Genomic DNA, 15092 nt, shown 5'->3' with positions numbered 1-15092 from the left:
GCCCCGAACGGCCGCCACCGCCATCCGACACCGGCCCTTCGCGGCAAGAACCCCGTTCCGGACGCCGGACACGGCGGAGCGGCCCGCCCCCGACGGGGACGGGCCGCTCCGCGGCGGGCTCAGGCCAGGTCGAAGCGGTCGAGCTCCGTGACCTTCGTCCACGCCTTCACGAAGTCGCGCACGAACTTCTCGTGCGCGTCGTCGCTCGCGTAGACCTCGGCGAGCGCGCGCAGCTCCGAGTTCGAGCCGAACACGAGGTCGACGCGCGTGCCGCGGCCGAAGACCTCGCCCGTGACGTCGTCCGTGGCCTCGAACGCGTGCTTGCCCGGGTCGAGCGGACGCCACGTCTTGCCGAGGTCGAGCAGGTTCACGAAGAAGTCGTTCGTGAGCGTGCCGGGGCGGTCGGTGAACACGCCGTACGGCGAGCCGTCCCAGTTGGCGCCGAGCACGCGCAGCCCGCCGACGAGGACCGTCATCTCGGGCGCGCTCAGCGTGAGGAGGTTCGCCTTGTCGATGAGGAGGTACTCCGCGGGGAGCGTCGCGTCGGGTCCGGTGTAGTTGCGGAAGCCGTCGGCGATGGGCTCGAGGTAGCCGAACGACGCAACGTCGGTCTGCTCCTGCGTGGCGTCGGTGCGACCCGCGTGGAAGGGGACCCGCACCTCGACGCCGGCGTCCTTCGCCGCCTTCTCGACACCCGCGTTGCCCGCGAGCACGATGAGGTCGGCGAGCGACACCCGCTTGTCGCCCGTCTGCGCGGCGTTGAACGAGGCCTGGATGCCCTCGAGCACGCCGATCACCTTCGCGAGCTGCTCGGGGTTGTTGACGTCCCAGTCCTTCTGCGGGGCGAGGCGGATGCGCGCGCCGTTGACGCCGCCGCGCTTGTCGCCGCCGCGGAAGGTCGACGCGGCGGCCCAGGTCGTCGAGACGAGCTCGGCCACCGTGAGGCCCGACGCGAGGATCTGCTCCTTGAGCACGACGGCGTCCGCCGCGTCGATGAGCTCGTGGTCCACCGCGGGGAGCGGGTCCTGCCAGATGAGGTCCTCGGCGGGCACCTCAGGGCCGAGGTAGCGGGCTTTGGGGCCCATGTCGCGGTGCGTGAGCTTGAACCACGCACGGGCGAACGCGTCGCTGAAGGCCTCCTGGTCGTCGCGGAAGCGCAGCGAGATCTCGCGGAACGACGGGTCCTCGCGCAGGGCGAGGTCGGTCGTCAGCATGCGCGGCTCGCGCTTGCCGTCCGAGTGCGCGAGCGGAACCATGTCGCTGCCGCCGCCGTTCTTCGGTCGCCACTGCTTGGCGCCGGCGGGGCTCTCCATGAGCTCCCACTCGTAGCCGAAGAGGATGTGGAAGAACTCGTTGTCCCAGCGGGTCGGGTGGTAGGTCCACGTGACCTCAAGACCCGACGTGATCGTGTCGTCGCCCTTGCCCGAGCCGTGCGAGCTCTTCCAGCCGAGGCCCTGCTCCTCGAGGCCCGCGGCCTCGGGGTTGTCGCCCACGTGCGTGTCGGGTGCGGCGCCGTGCGTCTTGCCGAACGTGTGACCGCCCGCGATGAGGGCGACGGTCTCGTCGTCCTCCATGCCCATGCGGCGGAAGGTGGTGCGGATGTCGTCGGCCGCGGCGAGCGGGTCCGGCACGCCCTCGGGGCCCTCCGGGTTCACGTAGATGAGGCCCATGTGCGTCGCCGCGAGCGGCTTCTCGAGCTCGCGGTCGCCCGAGAAGCGCTTGTCGCTTCCGAGCCAGATCTTCTCGGCGCCCCAGTACACGTCGTCGTCCGGCTCCCAGACGTCGGCGCGGCCGCCGGCGAAGCCGAACGTCTTCAGGCCCATCGTCTCGAGCGCGACATTGCCGGCGAGGATCATCAGGTCGGCCCACGACAGGCTCTTGCCGTACTTCTTCTTCACGGGCCAGAGGATGCGGCGCGCCTTGTCGAGGTTCGCGTTGTCGGGCCAGCTGTTCAGCGGAGCGAAGCGCTGCTGTCCGGCTCCCGCACCGCCGCGGCCATCCGTCGCCCGGTAGGTGCCGGCGCTGTGCCACGCCATGCGCACGATGAGCGGACCGTAGTGGCCGAAGTCGGCGGGCCACCAGGGCTGCGAGGTCGTGAGCGTCTCCGCGATGTCGGCCTTCACCGCGGCGAGGTCGAGGGACTGGAAGGCCGCCGCGTAGTCGAAGTCCTCATCCGCGAACGGGTCGGAGACCGCGGGGTTCTTCGCGAGCAGCTTGAGGTTCAGGCGCTCTGGCCACCATTCCCGGTTCGGGTCGCCCTGGGTCGGGTGGACGAGGTCGGCGCGCGGCTCGCTCGCCGGCAGGTCGGCCGAGGGCAGGCGGGTCGTGTCGTCGGCGGAGCCGTCGTGGATGACGGGGCAGCCCGTGATCGTGTCGCTGCTCATGGATGTCCTTTCGTTCGCGGAAGGAGGGGTCGGTCAGGAGTCGCCGGACGAGGCGTCGCAGTCGGGGCACACGCCCCAGAACGTCACCTCGGCGACCTGGATGCGGAAGCCGGTCTCGTGAGCGGGGTGCAGGCACGGGGCCGCCCCCTGCACGCAGTCGATGTCGTCGACGCGTCCGCACGACGTGCACACGACGTGGTGGTGGTTGTCGCCGACGCGCAGCTCGAAGAGGCCCGGCTGACCGCTCGGCTCGATGCGCCGCGCGAGTCCGGCCTCGACGAAGTCGCCGAGGACGTTGTACACGGCCTGCAGGCTCGTGCCCGGCACGGTGTCGCGCACGCGGTCGAACACCTCGTCGGCGCGCGCATGCGGCATCGTCGCGAGGGCCGTGTAGACGGCTCGTCGCGGAGTCGTCACGCGCAGCCCGACGGCGCGGATGGCGGCCTCGGCGTCGGGCGCGGGCGGGGTGAGGGTCACGTCATCCATGCTAGCCATCGTTTTGAACTCTTCAAAACAAGAGCCGCTCCCGGCGTGTCCCCCGCCATGCACGCGCCCTGCCCCGCTCCTCGGCACCGTGTGCCACGATGCAAGCGAGAGCAGACCATCCGCCCGAGAGGATGTCATGTCCGAGAGCACCTCCCCCGCCCCGACGACGCCCGCTGCGCGCCTCATGGCCGAGGCCGTCGGGACCTTCCTCCTCGTGTTCGGCGGCGTCGGCACGGCCCTGTTCGCGGCGCATCTCGCCGACGCGGGCGACGCGTTCGCACCGGGCATCGTGTACCTCGCCACCGCGGCGGCCTTCGGCCTCTCCGCCGCGGTGGGCGCCGCCGCGTTCGCGGGCGTCTCGGGTGCGCACTTCAATCCCGCGGTCACCCTGGGCCTCGCCGTGGCAGGACGGTTCCCGTGGGCGGAGGTGTGGAAGTACGCCCTCGTCCAGGTGATCGGCGGTGCGGTCGCGACGACCCTCCTCGTGCTGATCGGCCTGTTCGGGCCCGCCGGATGGCTCGAGGCCGCGCAGAACGGAGGGTTCGCGAGCAACGGCTGGGGCGAGCGGTCGCCGGGCGGGTTCGACCTCCCGGCCGCGATCATCGCCGAGGTCGTGCTGACGGCGGTGCTCGTCCTCGTCGTCCTCGGGGCGACCCACCCCGAGCGCGGCACGGCGCTCGCTCCCGGCGCGATCGGCCTCGCGCTCGCGCTCATCCACCTCGTCGGCATCGTCGTCGACGGAGCGTCCGTCAACCCCGCCCGCTCGATCGCGACCGCCGTCTACGGCGGCGGCGCGGCGCTCGCGCAGCTGTGGCCGTTCCTCGTCTTCCCGCTCGTGGGCGCCGTGCTCGCCGGCTTCGCCTGCCGCCTGATCTTCCTCGATCGCCGCTGAGCCGACGTCAGCGGGCGAGCCGCGCGACGCGCTCGTCCTGCAGAGCCAGGGCGCGCAGCTCCCGATCGCGCCGCGCGGCGACGACCGCGCGCAGCAGGATCTCGGGCGGCACGGGCGGAAGCGGGCTGACGAACGGGGCGATCTCGCGTGCGAGGTCATGTGCGACGCGCTCGCGCGCGGCGGGGAACATCCGGCCAGCGCCCGCGACGAACTGCGAGACGCGACGCCCGAGCCGATCCGGCATCCGCCCGACGTCGGCGATCGCGGCCCACGACTCCATGCCCGCCGGGAGGGAGAAGTCGGCCGGCGGCAGCCGCGGCGTGCGGGTGCGCTCGGCGTAGGTGCCGGCCACGAGATCTCCGAGACGCTGCGAGCGCGGCGTGAACATCCCGACGAGGAGCGCCGTCCCCCCGGCGGTCATGTACGTCTCGAAGACGCCGACCAGGGCGCGGATGAGCGCGTGCCGGAACCCGATCGCCCCGCCGTCCGAGCGGACGACGCGACCGCCCACGACGAGCTTGCCGAGGCTGCGCCCCTTCGTGAGCGTCTCGACAGTCGTCGGCAGGAGGACGAGCACGATCACGAGCATGACGACGAGCGCGATGCGCATCGTGGCATCGTCGAGGACGCCGAGGTCGAGCAGGCGCCAGACGGCGAGCGCGAAGAGCACGTAGAGCGCGATCGACACGAGCACGTCGATGAGGGCGCCGGTGGCGCGCAGCACGAGCCCGACCGGCTGGATGTCGAGCGCGACGGCCTCTCCCGTGAGCACCTCGTCGTCACGGACCGCCTGCACCGTGGCGCGCGCCGGAGCGGATGGCGTCGACATGCGTACAGTTAATCAGGTGAACCTCGACGCGCTCACGGCCGCTCGCGCCCGCGAATGGGCGCGGCTCGACGCGCTCTCGAAGAGCCGTCGGCTCACGGGCCCCGAGGTCGACGAGCTCGTCGCCCGCTACCAGGCGGCGTCGGCGGACCTCGCCGACATCAAGACGAGCGCGGGGCGCACGCCGCAGGGCGACCACGTCTCGACGATGCTGTCGCGCGCCCGCCTGCGGCTGACGGGCGCGCCGGAGAACGTCCTGCGGACCCTTCCCCGATTCTTCGCCCTCCAGCTCCCCGCGGCCCTGTACCGCGTCCGATGGACGACGCTCATCATCGCGGCGCTCTTCGTCGCGGTCGTGGCCCTCGTCGCGGCGTGGGTCTCGAGCGACCCGGCGCTCGTCGCCTCGCTGGGGCCGCAGGCCGCTCTCGAGCACTACGCGCGCGAGCAGTTCACCGAGTACTACACCGAGAACCCGGCCGCCGTGTTCGCCGGCATGGTGTGGACGAACAACGCGTGGATCGCCGCGCAGTGCGTGCTGTTCGGCGTCACGGGGGTGTTCCCCGTCTACGTCCTCATGCAGAACGCGGTCGGACTGGGGACGGCGGCCGCCGTCATGTTCGCGTTCGACCGGGGCGACGTGTTCGTGCTGTACATCCTCCCGCACGGTCTCCTCGAGATGACCTGCATCTTCGTCGCGGGCGCTGCCGGGCTCCACATCTTCTGGGCTCTCGTCGCGCCGGGCCCGCGCACCCGGCTCGCCGCGCTCGCGGACGCCGGGCTGTCGCTCGCGACGATCGCCATCGGCCTCGTGTTCGCCCTCGCCCTGTCGGGCGTCGTCGAGGGATTCGTGACCGGCCAGCCCTGGCCGTGGTGGCTCAAGATCGGGATCGGCGCGCTCGCGCTCGGCGTCTTCCTCTTCTACATGCTCTTCGTGGGGCGGAGGGCGGCCAGGGCCGGCGAGACCGGAGGACTCACGGAGTACGAGGCGGGAACCCCGCGGCTCGTCTCCGGCTAGGGATGGCCGGGCGCCCGCTAGGCGCGCAGGGTCTCGTGGCGGAAGACGACCCACCCCTGCGGGACGGACAGCCGCTCGGTGTGGAACGCGCAGAGATCGTGCGCGTGCGGGTCGTCGCCCGCTCCGAGCGGTCCGACGGCCGCCATCTGGTCGGCATAGTCGTAGGTCATGGTCGTCACGGCCTCGCGGGCGCAGCCCACCTTCGAGCACAGTCTCTCGCGCATCCCGGACAGCCTATCGAGGCCGCGGCGCCGGACAGCGACGACGCGCAGCGCGCGAGCCTAAGCTGGGAGGCATGAAGTGGTGGAATCGCGCACCCCGTCCCGTCGTGCGGCGCTCGACGGGACGGCACGGCCGCCACGGTCGGACGGGCCGCAGCTCGATCGTGCGCCCTCCGCTGCCGCCCGTCGACACCCGCTACGAGCGGTTCGACGTCGCCGTCGGCTCGGCCGCCGAGTACCTGCGCGGGGCGTGGCCCGAGCTGCGCGACGTGAGCTTCGAGATCGCCGGCCTTCCCGCCGAGCCATCGGAGGACGGCATCCCGCGGTGGCGCATCGACCGCGCGGCGCGTCGGATCATCCTCTTCCGCATCCCCGTCGAGCGGCTCAGCCGCATCCACGGCTCGATCGGCCTCGCGCGCGCCGACGACTTCCACCGCCGGCTCGTGATCGAGGGCGCGGTCTTCCGCGCGGCGGCCGACTACCTCGACCGCGATCCGTGGGACCTCGCGCCCGACCGCTACCGCTGGTTCTGACCGGTCACGGGTAGACGCGGACGTCCTGCGGCGCGGCCGCGTCGCGCTCGACCGGGAGACCGGCGAGGGCCGACCCGCTCTCGAACCCGACCGACGCGTGCACGGCCGACCCGCCGGGGTCGAGCACGAAGACGCCCGCCTCGGCGAGCTCGACGGAGGCGAAGCCGCCCGCCGGCACCTCGAGGGTCTGCGACTCGTCGCCGCGCGTGATCGAGACGGCGGTGTCCTCGTCTCCGGGGTTGTAGACGCTGAGGCGCGCGCCCGGACCATCGGGGACGGCGAACGCGGTCGGCGCATCGAGCGCGGGAGCCGCCGCGTACCAGGCGTAGTCGGAGCCCGCGCCGAACCCCGTGGCCTGCCACGCCGCCGCGACGAGCGGCTGATCCGACTCGACGAGCACCGTGTAGCGCCCCTCGGGGAGTCCGCCGATGTCGACCGACATCGGCTGGTCGGCGGTGAGGGCGACCTGCTCGGGCGCGCGCGCGGGCGATCCCCCGCCCTCGGGCAGCACGGTCACGGTCGCCGTCGCGTCCGACGTGGAGAGCAGTCGCACGAGCCCCGCCGAGTTCTCGCTCTCGCTCGCCTCGCGCGTCACGCTGATGCCGGGGATGGCCTGGACCGGTGCGGGCGCGACGGATGGCTGCAGGTCGATGCCGCCGGGCTCGAGCGTGCGCACGAGGCTCGACTGCAGCGTGACGCGCACGGGGGCGCCGTCGGCGGTCACCCGGACGGACGGCGCCTCCTCGCCCTCGGCGATCCCGGCGAGCGGGATGGCCACCTGCTCGCCCGCGGGGATGGCGATCGCGTCGGACCCGACGGGCGTGCGCCGGCCGTCCACGCCGAAGACGTCGAGCGCGACGACCGCGTTGACGTCGGTCGGGTTCGCGATGAGGAGAATGCCCGTGGAGCCCGTGGTGACATCGCCCCCCACGATCCAGGACTCCATGAGGGGTCGGCGGCACTCCGACGCCGCGAAGCCGCCGAGGTCGAGGTCGTCGGTCTCGAACGAGGAGGCCGCCGCGACCGGAACCGCCTCGCGCCCGTCCGGACTCTGCCGGAAGACGGGCACGGCCGCTCCGTCGACGCCCGCGACGGCGAGGTCGACGCGCTCGGGCTCGCCGTCGGCCGTGCTGCCCGAGACCACGCGCGGATCGGCGGCCGCGGTGAGCCCGCTCGCGTCCTCGGCCGAGCGCCCGAGCGCGAGCAGGGGGCCGTCGCATGCGAGCACCGTCTCGGCGGGCGCCGGCGCCACGTCGACCGCAGGCGCCTCGCCTCCCACGACGGGCCATGGGACGACTCCGACGCCGAGCGCGGCGGCGGCCGCCGCCGCCGAGACGACGGCGCCGATGCCGATGCGGGCCGACACGGTCGCCCTGCTCATGAGACCTCCTCGTACTCGGCAGCGATCACGCGCGGCTTCCGGCGAGCCGCGCGATGCGACGCGGGCGTCGGCACGGCGAGCAGCAGCGCGACGGCGACCGCGATGAGCTGGATGAGCGCGATCCCCCGAGCGGTCTGCGCGTCGTCGTCCGAGATCGCCGGTCGCGGCGCGCGATCGACGTCGACGCTCCAGAGCACGCCGCGCGGCGTCTCCCCCACGCGCACGAGCCCGGCCCGCTGATCGATCGCCGTCGCGGCGGAGAGGCGCAGCACGCGCGCGGCGTCGCTGTCCTCGCCCTCCGCGGCGAGCAGCACGAATCCCACGCCGCGCTCGGCGAGCGCCCCGGTCGCGTCGGCCGAGGACCCGGCCACGAGGTCGGTCGCGATCTCCGCGATGCGCCGGTCGCCGTCGGAGAGAGCGGGCTGCGTGGACTGCAGCGTCGACTGGCCGCCGAGCGTCTCGCTCGCCCCCCAGACGACGGATGCCGCGACGCCCCCGTCGGGCTGGGGCGCGAGCACGAGGGTCGCGACGCCGTCGGCGATCGCGGCCTGCGCCGAGACGTACGCGGGCAGGGTCGTGTCGGTTCCGCTGCGCAGCGCCGCCTGCCCGCGGTGGACGGCGGTGAGCGAAGGGATGGCGGCCAGCAGCACGCACGCGGTGGCGATGAGCGCGGCGGCGCGCAGGACCGCGCGCGGCGCGAAGCCGACGTCGAAGGCGATGACCGCTGCCGCGACGAGGCCGAGCCACGCGAGGCTGAGCCCCGCACCGGGCCAGACGGCGACGGGCTGCGACTGCGCCCACGCGACCTGGACGGACAGTGCGGCGCCGGCCGTCGCGAGGCCGAGCACGGCGATCACGATCATCGCGATCCCCGCCCGCCAGCGGCGCGTGAGCGGCGCGACGAGCGCGGCGAGCGCGACCGGGGCGAGCAGTATCGGCACCCACCACGTCTCGGCCGGGAGTCCGAGGCCCGCGAGGAAGCCTCCCCATCCGCCCGGGTCGGACGTCGGGAACCCCAGCGCGATCCGCCAGCGCTCATCGGCCGCGAGCACGGGTCCCGCCCACGGTCGCCCGGGATCGGCCAGCAGCGCCCACGGCGTCCCGCGATCGAGCTGCGCGAGGACGAGGGGGAACGCGAGCGCCGCGCTGGGGACGAGCGTCCACACGACGCGCGCGATGCCCCGCGGGCGCAGCGCGCAGGTCAGGACGAGCCCGAGCGCCCACACGACGACGAGCGCAGGGGCCAGCGACGGCGCGCACGCGACGACCGCGGCCAGCAGGAGCGACGCGGTGCCGGCAGCACCCCAGGACCGGTGCGCCGCGGCGCCGGCGAAGAGCAGCCACGGCAGGAGCAGGTGCACGAGGACCGCCGCAGGACGGGGGTCGACGAGCGCCGAGAGGAAGCTCGGGGCGAGCGCCCACAGCGCCGCCATCACGACACGCAGCCCCGAGCGCACCGTGACCCGCGTCGCGGCGAACCAGGCCCCGAGCACCGCCAGCGGGAGGGCGAGCAGCCACAGCGCGAGCAGCGCGAACGACGGGCTGCCCGGCCACAGCGACCCCAGCAGGGCGGTGACGGCCGCGAACGGGTCGGCCGGCGACACGACGTCGAGCCCGACCGCACGGCGGCCGAAAGCGGCCTCGGCCCACAGCCCCGACACGGTGCGCGCGAGGGGCAGCAGAGCGCCGCCCGCGACGCCCGGCCAGGACAGGAGCGCGAGGAAGGCGACGACGCTCACGACGCCGGCGGCGAGCACGGCCCACGCGCCGCCGCCGCTGAAGAAGCGCAGCTCGCGGCGGACGACCGGATGGTCGTGCGAGGCCTGTCGCTCGCGCAGGCTCTCGCGGGTGGCCCGGAGGGCGTCGACCGCGGCCCACGAGGCACGGCGCGTCCGGCGGATGCGCGCGCGCGAGCGCGCCACGGCCGGGATCCGGGCCATCGCGACGATCGCGGCCGCCCATTCGGCGGGCACGAAGGCCGGGTTCTTCGCGATGAGCTGGACGGCCGTCTTCCACAGGGCGAGCGGCAGGAAGGAGAGCCAGTGCAGCAGGACGGCCCAGGCGGGCGCGTACGCGAGTCGGCGATGCAGCTGGGCGGTGCGCTGACGGAAGTCGTCGCGCATCCGCTTCCGCGCCGGTCTCGGCACGGCGACGCGGGCACGCGGGACGAGCGCGACGCGCCGGCCGGCGAGGTGCGCGCGCACGCCGAGGTCGAGGCCCTCGTCGACGCCGAGGAGCGCGCGATCGGGCACGAGGTCGGCGACGACCTCGCCGCGGACGAGCACGCCGCGGATGTCGGAGCCGAGCACGTCGTCGAGCGCGTCGTACTGCCCCTGATCGAACTCGCCGTCGGCGAGCTCGACGGCGCGGCCGAACCCCGTCATGCTCTGCCCGAGGGAGACGATGCGGTCGGCGTCGTCCGCGTCAACGAGCTTGGGGGCGGCGATCGCGATCGACGGCCCGCGCTCGAGCTCGCCCGCGAGGGCCGCGAGGGCGGTGGCATCAGGTGTCGCGTCATGGGCGAGCAGCCAGACCGACGCCCCGGGCGTGACGCGTCGCAGCGCGAACTCCACGGCGGCCGCGAACGGCGTCGCGGCGGACGCCTCGATCACGCCCTCGGCACCGGACGCCGACACGAGCTCGCGCACGGGAGCGATCGGACCGCACACCACGATCGTCAGCGCGTCGACCGGACGGGTCTGCGAGCGGACGGCCTCGAGGGTGCGGCCGAGCACCTTCACGGCTTCCGGGGATGAGCGCGCGACGAGGACGGCGTGGACTGCGGCGGGCATGACCCGGCAAGCCTAAGCCGGGGGCCGCGTCGAGCCGTCCACCGGCGCGCCGGGCGGGCGGATTCCCAGGCGGGTCAGCTCGCGCGGCGCTTGAGCTTGCGGCGCTCGCGCTCGCTCAGGCCGCCCCAGATCCCGAACCGCTCGTCGTTCTGGAGCGCGTACTCGAGGCACTGGGCGCGCACGTCACACGTCGCGCAGATGCGCTTCGCGTCGCGGGTCGAGCCGCCCTTCTCGGGGAAGAACGCCTCGGGGTCCGTCTGGGCGCACAGCGCGTCGCTCTGCCAGGCGAGCGCCGTGTCCTCCTCGGTCGCAGGCCGCACTCCGGGAACACCGAGGTCGACCGGATCCACGAACCAGTTGTCGGGAACTCCGGATCGATACTGCGAAGTCGCCATCGTCGCTCTCCCACCCCTTGTCCTATCCCCCCACGCGGGCAGCGTGTGCACCTAATTACAACCGTGTGATTCGGATAGGTCAAGTCGCGGATCGTAAACCCTGAAGGGGAGATTGAAGGTTCACCGGGCGTGTCGGCGTGTCGGCGAGGCGTGTCGCGGACACCGGCGCGCGCCGCGCTGCGGCGCGCGCCGCTGCGTCAGACCGGAGCGCCCGGCTCGGCGACGAAGACCTCGCCGTCGCCGTCGAACCGCAGCTGCGCCGTGTCGGGCGTCGCGAACAGAGCGCGTCCCGGCACGAGCTCGACCGCGTCGCCGCCGTCGGACACCGTGACCGCGCCGGCCGTCGCGAGCACGATCGCGGGCCCAGCGGGGTGCAGGCTCGCCTCCTCGTCCTCGCCCGCGCGCACGCGCAGGAGCCGGAAGTCCGCGACCGGCACCGGGAACGCCTCGACGCCGCGGCTGCCGTGGTCGACCGCGACGGGGAGCACGACGGGCACCTCGCCCGGGGTCGGGTCGACGATCGCGAGGAGCTCGTCGACGTCGATCCGCTTGGGGGTGAGGCCGCCGCGGAGCACGTTGTCGCTCGCGGCCATGAGCTCGACGCCGAGGCCCGAGACGTACGCGTGCAGCTGACCCGCGCCGAGGAACAGCCCCTCGCCGCGCCGCAGGAGCACGTAGTTCATGAGGAGCGCGACGACGACGCCGGGGTCGCCGGGATAGATCGATGCGACCCGGCGCGCGTTCGCGAGCTCGGCCGCGAACTCGGTCGACTGGGCCTCGTCGAGGGCGGCGATGATCTCCGAGACCGTCTCCCCCGCCTCGCCGCCCAGCAGCCAGCCGAGCGCCTGGCGCAGGCCCTCCGCGTCGACGAGGCGATCGCGCAGCGGCGCGGCTGCGGGGCCGATCGCATCGAGCAGGCGCCGCGTCGCGTCGAGGTCGCGCAGCCCGCAGAGCGCCTCGAAGCGGTCGCTCAGCGCCACGATGATCTCGGGCTTGTGGTTGTCGTCGACGTAGTTGCGGGGAGCGTCGGCGTCGAGCGACGCCTCGCGCGCGAATCCCTCCTCGGCCTGCGCCTTGGTGGGGTGCACCTGGATCGACAGCGGCGACCCGGCCGCGAGGAGCTTGAGCAGGTACGGCAGGCGCCCGGTCGGCGAGACGTGCACGCCGTTGTCCGCGATCCACGCGTCGAGCGTGCGGCCGCTGCCGTCCGCCAGATCAGCGGGATCGGACGGATGGTCTCCGAACCAGACCTCGGCCTCCGGCCCCTCGGCCGGCTCCCGGCCCTCGAGAGCGGCGAGCAGCGAACGCGATCCCCAGGCGTAGTCGCGCGGGACATTGGTGAGCGGTACGAGCACGATCCCACCTTAGGGTGCCCGCACGGCGCGGACGGTAGCCTGGTGCGCGATGACGCAGCTGAGCCGCCATCCGGTCGCGGACCCGCCCACCGCGCCGGAGCGCGAGAAGACGGGGCACCTCCTGCTGCGCGCATACGCGGTGCTCGTGGTGTTCTCCGCGCTCGCCCACTCGTTCTGGTACAACCTCGCCGGGATGGCCGGGGCCGCGGTCCTGCTCGGAGCGCTCACGCTCGCGACCCTCGCCATCTGGCTGCCGCGCCTGCGGCGCTCGCGGCGGGCGACGCCGTTCGCGTGGCGTCGACTCCCCTGGCTCGGGCTCGCCTATGCGGCATTCGCGCTGCTGTCGCTGCTGTGGTCGGCGTGGCCGGCCGCGACGGCGGTGACCTGGCTGCTCCTCGCCTCCGCGACGCTGCAGGGGCTGTTCCTCGCCGACTCCCTCACCTGGCGCGAGCTCGTGCGCTGCCTCGAGATCTCCCTGCGCTGGGTGCTCGGCCTCTCGCTCCTCCTCGAGCTGTGGGTCGCGGGCATCCGCCGACGGCCGCTCCTGCCGAACTTCTCCGATGCCCCCGCCGATCCGGACCCGCACTGGTACTGGGTCCGCGGCAACCTCCTCGACGGCGTGCTCGATCCCGGGCGCGTGCAGGGCATCGTCGGCAACGCGAACCTCCTCGGCATCCTGTGCCTGCTCGCGCTCATCGTGTTCGGCATCCGGCTGGCCGACCGGGCGCCGTCGCCCGCCGTCCGCATCGTCTGGATCGCCGTCGCGGCCTTCCTCCTCCTCCGCTCGGGATCCGTCACGACGCTCGTCGCGCTCGTCGCGGTCGCGGGCGTCCTCTGTGCCGCCCTCCTCATCCGACGCGCCGCGCTGCCGCGCGGTCGCACGCCGCTGTATGCGGTCTTCGCGGGCGTGGCCGTCGTCGGGATCGTCTCCGCGGCGCTCCTGCGCGGGCGGCTGCTCGCGCTCGTCGGGCGGGAGGGCGACCTGACCGGCCGCGGCGACATCTGGCAGGCCGTGCTCGACCGCGCGAGCACGCGGCCCGTCGCCGGCAACGGCTTCGCGAGCCCGTGGCTCCCCTGGGACCCGGCCTTCGACGGCTGGATCCTCGACCACGGCATCACGGTCTTCCACGCGCACGACATGTGGCTCGACGTCTACCTGCAGCTCGGAGCGATCGGCGTGGCCCTCGTCGCGGGCGTGTTCGCCGCGCTCACGTGGCGCGCGTGGTTCTTCGCCGTCGACCGCCCGCGCTGGGACATCCGCGCTGACCGCCCTTATCAGGCGATCACGCTGCTGCCGATCCTCGTCGTCGCGATGCTGCTCGTGCAGGGGCTCACCGAGTCCGGGCCGATCATGCTGTGGGGCTGGATGCTCGTGACGCTGCTCGCCTTCAAGATCAAGTCCGTCCCGCTCGTCGACGTCGGGGTCGCCGAGGCGTCGGCGCCGGAGAGGCGTCCGCTGCGGGTGCGGCGCGGATGAACCCGTACTCGCCCGTGCGGATGGCGGCGCGCCTCCTGCGCTCGGCCGATGTCGCGCGCGCCTACACGCTCGCGACGCTGCTGGCGGCCTTCGGGTCGCACGCGGTCGAGCGCACCGCGGGGCGCGTGACCCTCGCGACCGTCATCGTGTCGCTCGTCGTGCTCGGCATCGGCATCATCGCGGCACGGCGACGCGAGCTGCGCCCCCTCGGGTTCGCCCCCACGAGCTTCGTGGTGTTCCTCGTGTGGGCGCTCGTCTCGACGATCTGGTCGAACGACGACGACGCGACCCTGGGCGGATGGATGTCGCTGGTCGCCTACGGGTTCCTCGCGCTCGTGATCGCGCACATCCGCGACACGCTACAGACGGTGCGCGCCATCGGCGACGTCCTGCGGTGGCTGCTCGCGGCATCCCTCGCCCTCGAGATCCTCTCCGGGATCCTCCTCGACATGCCGTTCCCGTTCCTCGGGATCGCGGGCCAGATCGCGAACGGGGGCCCGATCCAGGGCCTCTTCGGCACCCGCAACATGCTCGGGTTCGTCGCGATCGTCGCCCTCGTCACGTTCCTCGTCGAGTGGCGCACCCAGTCCGTCCCGCCGCAGAAGGCCGCGTTCTCGATCACGCTCGCGGCCCTGCTCGCGGTGCTGTCGGCCTCCCCGACGGCGGTTGTCCTCGCGCTGTCCGTCGCCGTGTCGCTGCTCGCCCTGACCCTCGTGCGCCGCGCGGCCCCCGAGCGGCGCCGCTCCCTGCAGTGGACGCTCGCGATAGCGCTCGTGCTGTCGCTGTCGATCGCCTACGCCCTCCGCCATCCGATCCTCCGCTGGCTCGACGCGACGGCGGGCTTCTCGCTGCGCGCCGACCTCTGGAACGCGATCCTCACGTGGGTGGGCAACCGTCCGATCCAGGGCTTCGGCTGGCACGGCGGCTGGGATGCCGACGCGTACCCGATGAACGTCATCAACGTGCTCCTGGGCGAGTCGCACCGCTCGGCGCTCAACGCCTACTTCGACGTGCTGCTCCAGCTCGGCTGGGTCGGCCTGCTGCTCTTCGCCGCGCTCTGCGGCGTCGCGTTCGTGCGCTCCTGGCTCGTCGCGAGCGAGCGGAAGTCGACGGTGTACGCGTGGACCCCGGCCGTGCTCGCGGCGCTCATCGTCGACTCGATGTTCGAGAGCTTCACGCTCGAGGGCGCCGGCTGGCTGCTGCTCGTGCTGTGCGCCGTCCGCGCGGGCCAGTCCCGCTCGTGGCGCGAGAGCCTCGATCTCGTGGCGAGCGGGGGCGAATCACAGGATCCCCTGGCACCGCCGCGATAGGCTCGACGGCGGCCCGAACCCGGCG

General features: G+C 73.6%; 13 protein-coding genes. 5 read left to right on the top strand and 8 right to left on the bottom strand.

Annotated features, from left to right (window positions below):
* Positions 1–119: 119 nt before the first annotated feature.
* Both katG and ACOWU6_RS00470 read right to left on the bottom strand, forming a co-directional pair.
* Positions 120–2384 (bottom strand): catalase/peroxidase HPI, encoded by a 2265-nt coding sequence (gene katG, locus ACOWU6_RS00475; protein ID WP_421074344.1) that lies wholly within the window; start codon positions 2382–2384, stop codon positions 120–122.
* 33 nt (positions 2385–2417) lie between these two features.
* Complete coding sequence (locus tag ACOWU6_RS00470) at positions 2418–2879, bottom strand: Fur family transcriptional regulator (protein ID WP_416383293.1); 462 nt, start codon at positions 2877–2879, stop codon at positions 2418–2420.
* A gap of 127 nt (positions 2880–3006) precedes the next feature.
* Between ACOWU6_RS00470 and ACOWU6_RS00465 the strand changes: the two genes are divergently transcribed.
* The gene (locus tag ACOWU6_RS00465) at positions 3007–3762 is read left to right on the top strand and encodes an aquaporin (RefSeq protein ID WP_271172821.1); all 756 of its coding nucleotides are present in this window, start codon (positions 3007–3009) and stop codon (positions 3760–3762) included.
* Between the two features lie 7 nt (positions 3763–3769).
* Here ACOWU6_RS00465 and ACOWU6_RS00460 read toward each other — a convergent pair whose 3' ends face one another.
* On the bottom strand, positions 3770–4591 hold the full coding sequence (locus tag ACOWU6_RS00460) for an RDD family protein (RefSeq protein WP_324014279.1): 822 nt from the start codon (positions 4589–4591) through the stop codon (positions 3770–3772).
* Positions 4592–4607: 16 nt separating this feature from the next.
* Between ACOWU6_RS00460 and ACOWU6_RS00455 the strand changes: the two genes are divergently transcribed.
* The gene (locus ACOWU6_RS00455) at positions 4608–5603 is read left to right on the top strand and encodes a stage II sporulation protein M (protein WP_421074343.1); all 996 of its coding nucleotides are present in this window, start codon (positions 4608–4610) and stop codon (positions 5601–5603) included.
* 17 nt (positions 5604–5620) lie between these two features.
* Here the strand turns inward: ACOWU6_RS00455 and ACOWU6_RS00450 are convergent, their stop codons facing one another.
* Entirely contained in the window at positions 5621–5827 is a 207-nt protein-coding gene (locus ACOWU6_RS00450; protein WP_271172823.1) for a DUF3499 family protein, read from the bottom strand.
* Positions 5828–5898: 71 nt separating this feature from the next.
* Here ACOWU6_RS00450 and ACOWU6_RS00445 point away from each other — a divergent pair, with 71 nt between their 5' ends.
* The gene (locus tag ACOWU6_RS00445) at positions 5899–6357 is read left to right on the top strand and encodes a hypothetical protein (RefSeq protein WP_421074342.1); all 459 of its coding nucleotides are present in this window, start codon (positions 5899–5901) and stop codon (positions 6355–6357) included.
* Positions 6358–6361: 4 nt separating this feature from the next.
* Here the strand turns inward: ACOWU6_RS00445 and ACOWU6_RS00440 are convergent, their stop codons facing one another.
* The 4 genes from ACOWU6_RS00440 to manA form a co-directional block, all read right to left on the bottom strand.
* Positions 6362–7738, bottom strand: a complete 1377-nt coding sequence (locus tag ACOWU6_RS00440) for a DUF5719 family protein (protein WP_421074341.1) — start codon at positions 7736–7738, stop codon at positions 6362–6364.
* Complete coding sequence (locus ACOWU6_RS00435; protein ID WP_421074340.1) at positions 7735–10530, bottom strand: glycosyl transferase; 2796 nt, start codon at positions 10528–10530, stop codon at positions 7735–7737. Before ACOWU6_RS00435 ends, ACOWU6_RS00440 begins: the two co-directional genes overlap by 4 nt.
* A 74-nt stretch (positions 10531–10604) precedes the next feature.
* Positions 10605–10925: a WhiB family transcriptional regulator gene (locus ACOWU6_RS00430; protein ID WP_271172827.1), complete on the bottom strand. Its 321-nt coding sequence runs from the start codon at positions 10923–10925 to the stop codon at positions 10605–10607.
* 197 nt (positions 10926–11122) lie between these two features.
* Positions 11123–12280 (bottom strand): mannose-6-phosphate isomerase, class I, encoded by a 1158-nt coding sequence (gene manA / locus ACOWU6_RS00425; RefSeq protein ID WP_421074339.1) that lies wholly within the window; start codon positions 12278–12280, stop codon positions 11123–11125.
* Positions 12281–12329: 49 nt separating this feature from the next.
* On the opposite strand from manA, the gene ACOWU6_RS00420 reads away from it, so the two are divergent.
* Together ACOWU6_RS00420 and ACOWU6_RS00415 are read left to right on the top strand one after the other, a co-directional pair.
* Positions 12330–13757, top strand: coding sequence for an O-antigen ligase family protein (locus tag ACOWU6_RS00420; RefSeq protein WP_421074338.1), 1428 nt, complete (start codon positions 12330–12332; stop codon positions 13755–13757).
* Positions 13754–15067: an O-antigen ligase family protein gene (locus ACOWU6_RS00415; protein ID WP_421074337.1), complete on the top strand. Its 1314-nt coding sequence runs from the start codon at positions 13754–13756 to the stop codon at positions 15065–15067. Before ACOWU6_RS00420 ends, ACOWU6_RS00415 begins: the two co-directional genes overlap by 4 nt.
* The last annotated feature ends 25 nt before the right edge of the window (positions 15068–15092 follow it).

The sequence above is a fragment of the Microbacterium sp. SA156 genome (assembly GCF_049065455.1).
GTDB lineage: Bacteria > Actinomycetota > Actinomycetes > Actinomycetales > Microbacteriaceae > Microbacterium > Microbacterium barkeri.
The sequence above is the reverse complement of the archived record's forward strand: the minus strand, read 5'-3'. Positions and strand labels throughout refer to the sequence as shown.

Bases quoted from the DNA above. Each gene is read 5' to 3' on its own strand.
- ACOWU6_RS00450 (WP_271172823.1), bottom strand. From the start codon at position 5,827: ATGCGCGAGAGACTGTGCTCGAAGGTGGGCTGCGCCCGCGAGGCCGTG.
- ACOWU6_RS00420 (WP_421074338.1), top strand. From the start codon at position 12,330: ATGACGCAGCTGAGCCGCCATCCGGTCGCGGACCCGCCCACCGCGCCG.
- ACOWU6_RS00430 (WP_271172827.1), bottom strand. From the start codon at position 10,925: ATGGCGACTTCGCAGTATCGATCCGGAGTTCCCGACAACTGGTTCGTG.
- ACOWU6_RS00465 (WP_271172821.1), top strand. From the start codon at position 3,007: ATGTCCGAGAGCACCTCCCCCGCCCCGACGACGCCCGCTGCGCGCCTC.
- ACOWU6_RS00435 (WP_421074340.1), bottom strand. From the start codon at position 10,530: ATGCCCGCCGCAGTCCACGCCGTCCTCGTCGCGCGCTCATCCCCGGAA.
- ACOWU6_RS00440 (WP_421074341.1), bottom strand. From the start codon at position 7,738: ATGAGCAGGGCGACCGTGTCGGCCCGCATCGGCATCGGCGCCGTCGTC.
- ACOWU6_RS00460 (WP_324014279.1), bottom strand. From the start codon at position 4,591: ATGTCGACGCCATCCGCTCCGGCGCGCGCCACGGTGCAGGCGGTCCGT.
- ACOWU6_RS00470 (WP_416383293.1), bottom strand. From the start codon at position 2,879: ATGGCTAGCATGGATGACGTGACCCTCACCCCGCCCGCGCCCGACGCC.
- ACOWU6_RS00445 (WP_421074342.1), top strand. From the start codon at position 5,899: ATGAAGTGGTGGAATCGCGCACCCCGTCCCGTCGTGCGGCGCTCGACG.
- ACOWU6_RS00415 (WP_421074337.1), top strand. From the start codon at position 13,754: ATGAACCCGTACTCGCCCGTGCGGATGGCGGCGCGCCTCCTGCGCTCG.
- katG (WP_421074344.1), bottom strand. From the start codon at position 2,384: ATGAGCAGCGACACGATCACGGGCTGCCCCGTCATCCACGACGGCTCC.